The 6,460-nt window shown below is 47.4% G+C and carries 8 protein-coding genes; all 8 read right to left on the bottom strand.

Going from position 1 to position 6,460, the window contains the following annotated elements; genetic code table 11:
• Positions 1-297: 297 nt before the first annotated feature.
• Positions 298-633 (bottom strand): PTS lactose/cellobiose transporter subunit IIA, encoded by a 336-nt coding sequence (locus Q2J39_RS10315; protein ID WP_230267437.1) that lies wholly within the window; start codon positions 631-633, stop codon positions 298-300.
• A gap of 114 nt (positions 634-747) precedes the next feature.
• The gene (locus Q2J39_RS10310; protein WP_230267435.1) at positions 748-1,461 is read right to left on the bottom strand and encodes a GntR family transcriptional regulator; all 714 of its coding nucleotides are present in this window, start codon (positions 1,459-1,461) and stop codon (positions 748-750) included.
• A gap of 710 nt (positions 1,462-2,171) precedes the next feature.
• On the bottom strand, positions 2,172-3,356 hold the full coding sequence (locus tag Q2J39_RS10305; protein ID WP_288340588.1) for an exonuclease domain-containing protein: 1,185 nt from the start codon (positions 3,354-3,356) through the stop codon (positions 2,172-2,174).
• A gap of 225 nt (positions 3,357-3,581) precedes the next feature.
• Complete coding sequence (locus Q2J39_RS10300; RefSeq protein ID WP_288340590.1) at positions 3,582-4,034, bottom strand: DUF3284 domain-containing protein; 453 nt, start codon at positions 4,032-4,034, stop codon at positions 3,582-3,584.
• A 33-nt stretch (positions 4,035-4,067) separates the two neighbouring features.
• Positions 4,068-4,646: a hypothetical protein gene (locus Q2J39_RS10295; RefSeq protein ID WP_230267432.1), complete on the bottom strand. Its 579-nt coding sequence runs from the start codon at positions 4,644-4,646 to the stop codon at positions 4,068-4,070.
• Between the two features lie 245 nt (positions 4,647-4,891).
• Positions 4,892-5,509, bottom strand: a complete 618-nt coding sequence (locus Q2J39_RS10290; RefSeq protein ID WP_288340592.1) for a TetR/AcrR family transcriptional regulator — start codon at positions 5,507-5,509, stop codon at positions 4,892-4,894.
• Positions 5,506-6,072, bottom strand: coding sequence for a TetR/AcrR family transcriptional regulator (locus Q2J39_RS10285; RefSeq protein WP_230267429.1), 567 nt, complete (start codon positions 6,070-6,072; stop codon positions 5,506-5,508). The genes Q2J39_RS10290 and Q2J39_RS10285 overlap by 4 nt, the downstream gene beginning before the upstream one ends.
• A 163-nt stretch (positions 6,073-6,235) precedes the next feature.
• Positions 6,236-6,460 (bottom strand): hypothetical protein (locus Q2J39_RS10280; RefSeq protein WP_288340595.1); only part of this gene is annotated, 225 nt, incomplete at its 5' end.

Raw genomic sequence — 6,460 nt, 5'->3', positions numbered from 1 at the left:
TAGCGTATCTAATATTCAGTCTCGCGTATACCCGTCGATTGTTTGACACTTACCGAGTGTCTCACCCCTGCGCCGCCTGCAGGAGCATTCGACACTTGCGCCGATCTGTCGAAAAGCAGAGGCAAACGATTTGAGGATTCTGTATAAACTTCTGAGCTGTCGGCATTCATGACTGCATTCTTACTGAGTTTGCCTAAAATTTCTAGCTTTACCCCCTTTTTGAATCAGAAGAGAAAAGAAAACGTCGCAGAAGAACCAGACTGCTGCGACGTATCAGAGAGAGATCAATAGTCTTGTTTAGTCCATCTCGCTCCAGGAAGAACGGATCTGAAGCCTTGCGTACAGATCCAGCAGTTCGCTGACAAACAGACGGAAAGTTTCGGCGGTCATCATCTGATCTTCGGCATGCATCAGAAGCAGACTGAATTCATACCGGGCTCCGCCGGCTTCCTTGGAAAGCAGACGGGAATGAGCTTTCTGTGCTTCGAGAAGCGCTTCATCCCCCGCTTCCATCGTATGTTCTGCCTGGGCAAACCGGCCATCCTTGGCTTCTTTAAGAGCACTCATGTAAAACGTCTTGGCGCTTCCGCTTGATGCGATCATTTCAAAGCAGATCTGTTCGAATTCATTCATGGCGAATCCTCATCTTCCTTTTTCGCTCGTTAAGCAAAACGATCATGCAAAACACATGATCGTCGGATTTCAAATCATCAATTCTTTACAAAAGAACAATATCAGCCAGATCGTCTATCTGCGAATGGAGTAGACGGAGAAACGGAAAAGATCGTAGCGGTGTCTGGAAATGGAATATTCAAAAGGTACGCCATTATCCAGAAAAGCGATCTGCTCCACTACAAGAACCGGTTCCACTTCGGAAAGGCCGAGTTCCTTATGGTCTGTCTCATTGGAAATATCCGCGCTGGTCGTTTTCTGCGCAGCGCCGATCCGAAGGCCTAAATCGTTTTCGATATACGAATAGATCGAATGGTTCAGGATGTCGAGAGTCAGGCCTGGAATTACAGCCGGAGACATATACGTCTGTTCAATAACGTAGGGGCGATCATTGAGCAGACGGACACGGCAAATATCATAAACGGGATCATTCACATGGATGTTCAGGGCCTTGGCGATCTTTTCCGTGGCGAACATCAGCTGGAAACGAAGGACTTTGGAGGTTCCTTCTCCATTGGTTGCCTTAGTAAATCCAACGAGTTCTCTCTCCTGGATTTCTACTTCCGGACGATTGATTTTACTGGAAAGAACAAAGCTTCCCTGTCCCTGCTTGCGATAGATCAGTCCTTCCATCACCAGCATGTCATAGGCTTTTTTTACGGTCATGCGGGAACAGCCAAAGTTCTGGCAGACCGTTTTTTCATCCGGAATCTGAGCGCCTACTTCGTATTCTCCACTTAAAATACGGCCTTTAACATCCTCATAAATCATCATGTACTTTTTTTTCATAGCGGTTACCTTTTCACAGATTTCGTCATATTGCTATAAGTAGTATACCCATCATTTGATTTCCTACAAAGGGTTCTGGTGAAGGAAACTCATATTATTTATAAGTTAAACACATATTGGATAGAATTATCTTGTATGAATATATGTCTAGTCAAATAGTAGGATTATTTGACAGCGGGTATTCTGTCCATTTATAACGGACAAATGTATTTAATTGAAAGACGATTTGAAATTTAACAGCAGAAATAGTGTTGCTATTGAAACGTTTCAAAACCATTAAATATGACACGAATATTCAGAAATACAATTTATTTGTCTGTCAAATTCAGATTACGCGTGTCATTAAACAGCATCGAAAAAAGCCAATGAGAATTGTAAATTAAGCAACAGGTTACGCAATATTGCTTCTGCCATTTTCAATGAATTCGGACGATTTTCCTTTAAAATTCCGTTGATTCAGGCGATTTTTACGCATTTTGAAACATGAGTCGGTTGCATGTTTCAAAAATTATCAGCATTCACAGGTCTCAATGCTCCATCAAATCCAGCGGCAGGATTTCCGGCGGATCTGTTCTTTTCTTCCCCTGACGAAAGAAAGGGAGCGGGCTGTAAAGCACCGTTCCCATAGTCTTGGTACGCTTATCGAAAAACTGTATGAATGGAAAAGACAGGAAAAGAAAATTTGAAGAAAATCCCCAGAAAAAATCCGCTCAGCGCGAAACTGTCCCTTTGGTCTGACTGGCGCGCTCTTTGTTTCGCCGCTTGAGCATCGTCCGAAAACCAGATCCGCTCTCTTCTTTTCGTCTTGCCGGTTTTGCATTCTGCTTTTTTGATGCAGAAGCGAGGCTGACTTTTGCGGCAGGCATCTGCGGATCCGTCGCTCCACCTGGATTGTGTACCCGAACCTGTTCCTTGAGCTTACGGCTGGATCTGGCTTTCTGCTTTTCAAGCTTGGATGTCTGCATCTGAATGATTTTCTGCTGGACGCCTTTTAAGCCGTACCAGTTCACCCCATGATCCTGCAGCAGCTTAATGCCGCGGTTTAAAACCCGAATGGCATCGTATTGCATGTTCAATCCATCGTAGGTCTGGGCAAGCCGCATGTAAACCGAGGGAGCGAGCGATTCTTTGGCGATGGCGAGTTCATAGTTGAAAATGATGCCTTCATAATCCTGGGCACGAAACGCCTGATCGCCTCTGGCCTTGGCTTTCTTTTTCGAGATCTGCGCATTTTCCCCGTTTTGAGAAATCTGCCGGCGCGTATACGTCAGAAACTGACTCATCTGATTGCGGGACGGCTTATGCGAGGGTTTTGGCGGTTTTGGCCGATATTCCGGGATCGGCTTGATAAAGGGCATCAGATCCATATCGAAATAGCGGTACATGTACTTCAGAATTTCAAAGCAGACGTTGACGTCGCTTTCCGGATTGTGATGATCGATTTCAATGCCAAGACGCTCGGCAATATGGTTGAGGCGCAGATCCCCTTTTTTCTGCTTTTTGCGGTAGTAAAACTGCTCCATGATATCCATCGTATCGATGTAGTAGGAAGCGTGGATTTTTTCATGGAAGCGGGAGAGATCCTTATTGATGACGCACATGTCGCTGTTCGTATTGTGAGCGACGAGAATATACGGCTCTTCAAAATAGCGGCCGTAGTCTTTCCAGTATTCTTCCAGCGAACGGGCGTTTAGAACGTCCTTGCGCAAAATGTGGTGAATCTGAATGTTCTGTGCGGAAAAGAACGTTTTCGGATTGATCAGTTCGGTATGGCGTTCCGTTTCCTTATGATTTTCCACAACGATGATGCTGATGGCACAAATACAGTCATTGTTCAGGTTTGGAATTTCCACGTCCACAAACGTGAATTTTCCTGGATAGGGGAAATCTTGCATAGGCCATCCTCCAAATTCTAATCTTTACTGGTCATCCGGCTGCTCCATTGGACAGGCAGCTGAACCGCCTTCCCGTTCCAGCGGCGATCGTTATTTAGTACAGCAGGCAGAAAAAGCCATAAACCGTCTGAAACATCCACAGGTTCTGTCCTCATTCTACGCGTTGGCATTGTGTTCTTTTTAGAATCACGCTCACGAAAGCCAGAAAGCAGGACAAAGGTCCGACTAGCGTTTCTGATCGCGATTTGCTTTAGTCAGGTCCGCATTCAGGCTTGAGAGCATGGCGGTCAGCCGGGCAATCCGCCGCCGCTTTTCCAGGCGGGCTTTCAGTCCTTCTTTCTCACCGGAAAAATCGTTGGATTCCACCGTCTGGCGAATGGTGAGCTTCGTACTGGATCCGTCCGCGTCCAGACGATAGTCATTGGAGATTTTCTGTCCTTCGAGCAGGGTGACCAGTTTAAAGGACTCTCCACGAACCGCCTGCAGTATGCGCAGACGCAAAACGGGCCCTCTTCGATCGTCAAGCAGACGGGTTTTCAGAGCATAGCCGTACGTCAGATCTTCCGGTTCGATGCGTACGCCATACTGCTCCGAGATCTGACGGGCAATTTTTTCCATGAGAAAATCGTAGAGGACATCGCCGGGCGTTTCAAAAATACGGGTGACTTCTACTTGCATGCGTTCTCCTTTGCCTGTATCGTTCTGTCTTTTCTATTGTTTCGTTTCCGCCTTATCGGGCATTCCTGTTTTCTGGTCTGCCGATGGAAGAGATGTCTGTCCGCCTTCAATCAGAGCGAGCGCCTGTCTGAACGCTTCCGGACTGGCCACGCGAAAAATGAGTGTCGTCTTTTCCTTTTTTACGCTCAGGCGTTCCCCGTTCTGGCGCAGTTCAAGACGATTCAGCGGATAGGAAAAGGCGAAATCCTCATCCAGACAGGTCAGGCTCTGATCGGTCAGATAAATAATGTGCACTTTCGCCCCTTCATAATCGACACGCATCGCATCCGCCCAGTACAGGGTTTCTCCAGGTTTGCATTTCAGAGCGCTGCGATACGCCGGAATCTCGCCTCTGGCCAGTGCATCCTTGGCACCCTGCGGCAAAACGGATGGCAGCGCTTCGGATTTTTGCCGATTGCCTGCATAGCGATAGAGATACCAGCCAAGAAGGACGAGCGTAACGGCCAGCGCGATCGGGCTGGACGAAGACTGGCGGGTACATAAAATGGCACTTACAGCGGCGGCAAGAATAAGGAGCCAGAAGAGCAGAGTTTTTTTCAGAGGCGTTTTCATATACGACAAATCTTAGCACGATTTAAGCGAACTGTGTTCCCTCCTCTGATTCCTTTTGCGCAGTTCCTTCCCGCTTCTGGACTGACCGCTTCTCTGATTCAAACCGATTCGTCTGGAGCTGTCTGCACCTGTACCCGTCGCAGTCTGAGACCACATGCAGGTCCCTCTTGGCAGAAAACTCCTGAAACCGTGAAAGGAGGGAAAGCAAAATAAAAAGCCCCGGGATTCCGTCGGGCTGAATCCAGTCAGCTCGGCTCAGAAATGCGCGGGGCACAATACGACGGGTTTGGATCGATAAACGGCTCATGAAAGCCGAGAAGATCGCTCGACCACTGGCAGAAGACGCCCTGCAAGTCGAAACTTCCTTCCTGACTGGCCCAGACGATGCAAAGGCCATCGTTGATCTGCATGAGCAGAGACGCGAGCGACATCGGATCCTGGCGGGATTCGATCGCGTTTTCTTCCTGCAGCTGTCGAATGCATTCTGCGGCCAGATCCAGCCATTTTTCATAGTCCACATGATAGATGTCCGGATTTTGAAGGATGTAATTGGAATAGACCGCATACAGTTCCGGACCCATCCTGTTCGCAATCTGATGAAAGCAGGAGAAGAGCTTAGGAAAAGCAGCGCGCGGACCCTTTTCTTCCAGAATCTGCCGGGCTTCGGGCAAAGCATTCGCGCTCTGTTCGTTGAACCAGTGGATGAGAATCATTTCCTTGCGGCCGATCCGGTTATAAAACGTCGGTTTGGTCACATGGATCCGCGCGCAGATTTCTTCCACCGAAACTTTCTCATAGCCTTTTTCCTTGAACAGGGCGATACCGGCGGCAATCAGGGCCGCTCTTTTTTCTTCCATTTTCATACAGTCGCCTCCCCATTGCGACGAAGCAGCGCATGAAGTCCTTCATGCATCTCTTCAAACGTACCTTCGATCTGCGAAACCGAAAACTGCATGCAAAGGCCGATAAGCCAGCTGCCCACAATCTGCGTCAGCTGCAGAGGGTCAATCGTGCTGAGAATCTGTTTCGCATTTTGTGCATCGAGAACAGCATCCACAATCGAGTTTTTCCATTCGGGACTGATGATGATTTCAAAAACCGGCCGCTCCAGCGAGACCGCCAGCAGATCGCTCAGTATCTTCTTGCCTGAAAGCAGAAGCCGCGCGTAAAGCTTGTCGCAAAGGGCTTCAATTTTTTCCAAAGCGCCAAGCGGCGATTTGGCAATTTGATGAATTTCCTTTTCGTCAAGACAGAACACGTTGACGAGAAGATCGGATTTCGTCAGTCTGGCCGCGTAAAACGTCGGTTTGGAGATTCCGGCCTGATCGCAGATTTCATCGATCGTAACCGCCTGATAGCCCTTTTTCAAAAACAGGGCTTTTGAAATTTCGCAAATGTGGCGGCGGTCCGCCTTTTTCTTTCTCATAAGTATCGCTCCCTTCTGTCGGGCAATGTTTAAAGCGATTCTCCTTCTGTGTTTTTCAGAGTGAATGGTGGATGAGAAAAATTTATCAGAGTGATGCGCGAACAACTCAAAGAATGCCTGATCTGTTTCGCAATGGTTTACAGGAATATCGATTGCGCCGGACTCAATCTGTTTTGTAAACGATATTGTCTTTTCTGTGAATCAATTTTATCCAAAATAAGAGCTCCATCCCAAGACTGCTTTTCTGAGTCGTCCCGAATTTACCCAAATATATGCATATTTCCCAAATAAATTTAGATAAAACATCAATGTTGCCTATTCTCACAATCGTTGCTTTGTAAGCGTCAAATAAAAGACGGGTATTTTCTCGACCGCCTCCTTGGGATAA

The sequence above is a fragment of the uncultured Allobaculum sp. genome (assembly GCF_948576815.1).
Lineage (GTDB): Bacteria > Bacillota_I > Bacilli_A > Erysipelotrichales > Erysipelotrichaceae > Allobaculum > Allobaculum fili.
This window is presented reverse-complemented; position numbering and strand designations above follow the sequence as displayed.

Coding starts and splice junctions, on each gene's coding strand:
- Q2J39_RS10315 (WP_230267437.1), bottom strand. CDS start 633: ATGAATGAATTCGAACAGATCTGCTTTGAAATGATCGCATCAAGCGGA.
- Q2J39_RS10305 (WP_288340588.1), bottom strand. CDS start 3,356: ATGCAAGATTTCCCCTATCCAGGAAAATTCACGTTTGTGGACGTGGAA.
- Q2J39_RS10290 (WP_288340592.1), bottom strand. CDS start 5,509: ATGAAAATGGAAGAAAAAAGAGCGGCCCTGATTGCCGCCGGTATCGCC.
- Q2J39_RS10300 (WP_288340590.1), bottom strand. CDS start 4,034: ATGCAAGTAGAAGTCACCCGTATTTTTGAAACGCCCGGCGATGTCCTC.
- Q2J39_RS10285 (WP_230267429.1), bottom strand. CDS start 6,072: ATGAGAAAGAAAAAGGCGGACCGCCGCCACATTTGCGAAATTTCAAAA.
- Q2J39_RS10295 (WP_230267432.1), bottom strand. CDS start 4,646: ATGAAAACGCCTCTGAAAAAAACTCTGCTCTTCTGGCTCCTTATTCTT.
- Q2J39_RS10310 (WP_230267435.1), bottom strand. CDS start 1,461: ATGAAAAAAAAGTACATGATGATTTATGAGGATGTTAAAGGCCGTATT.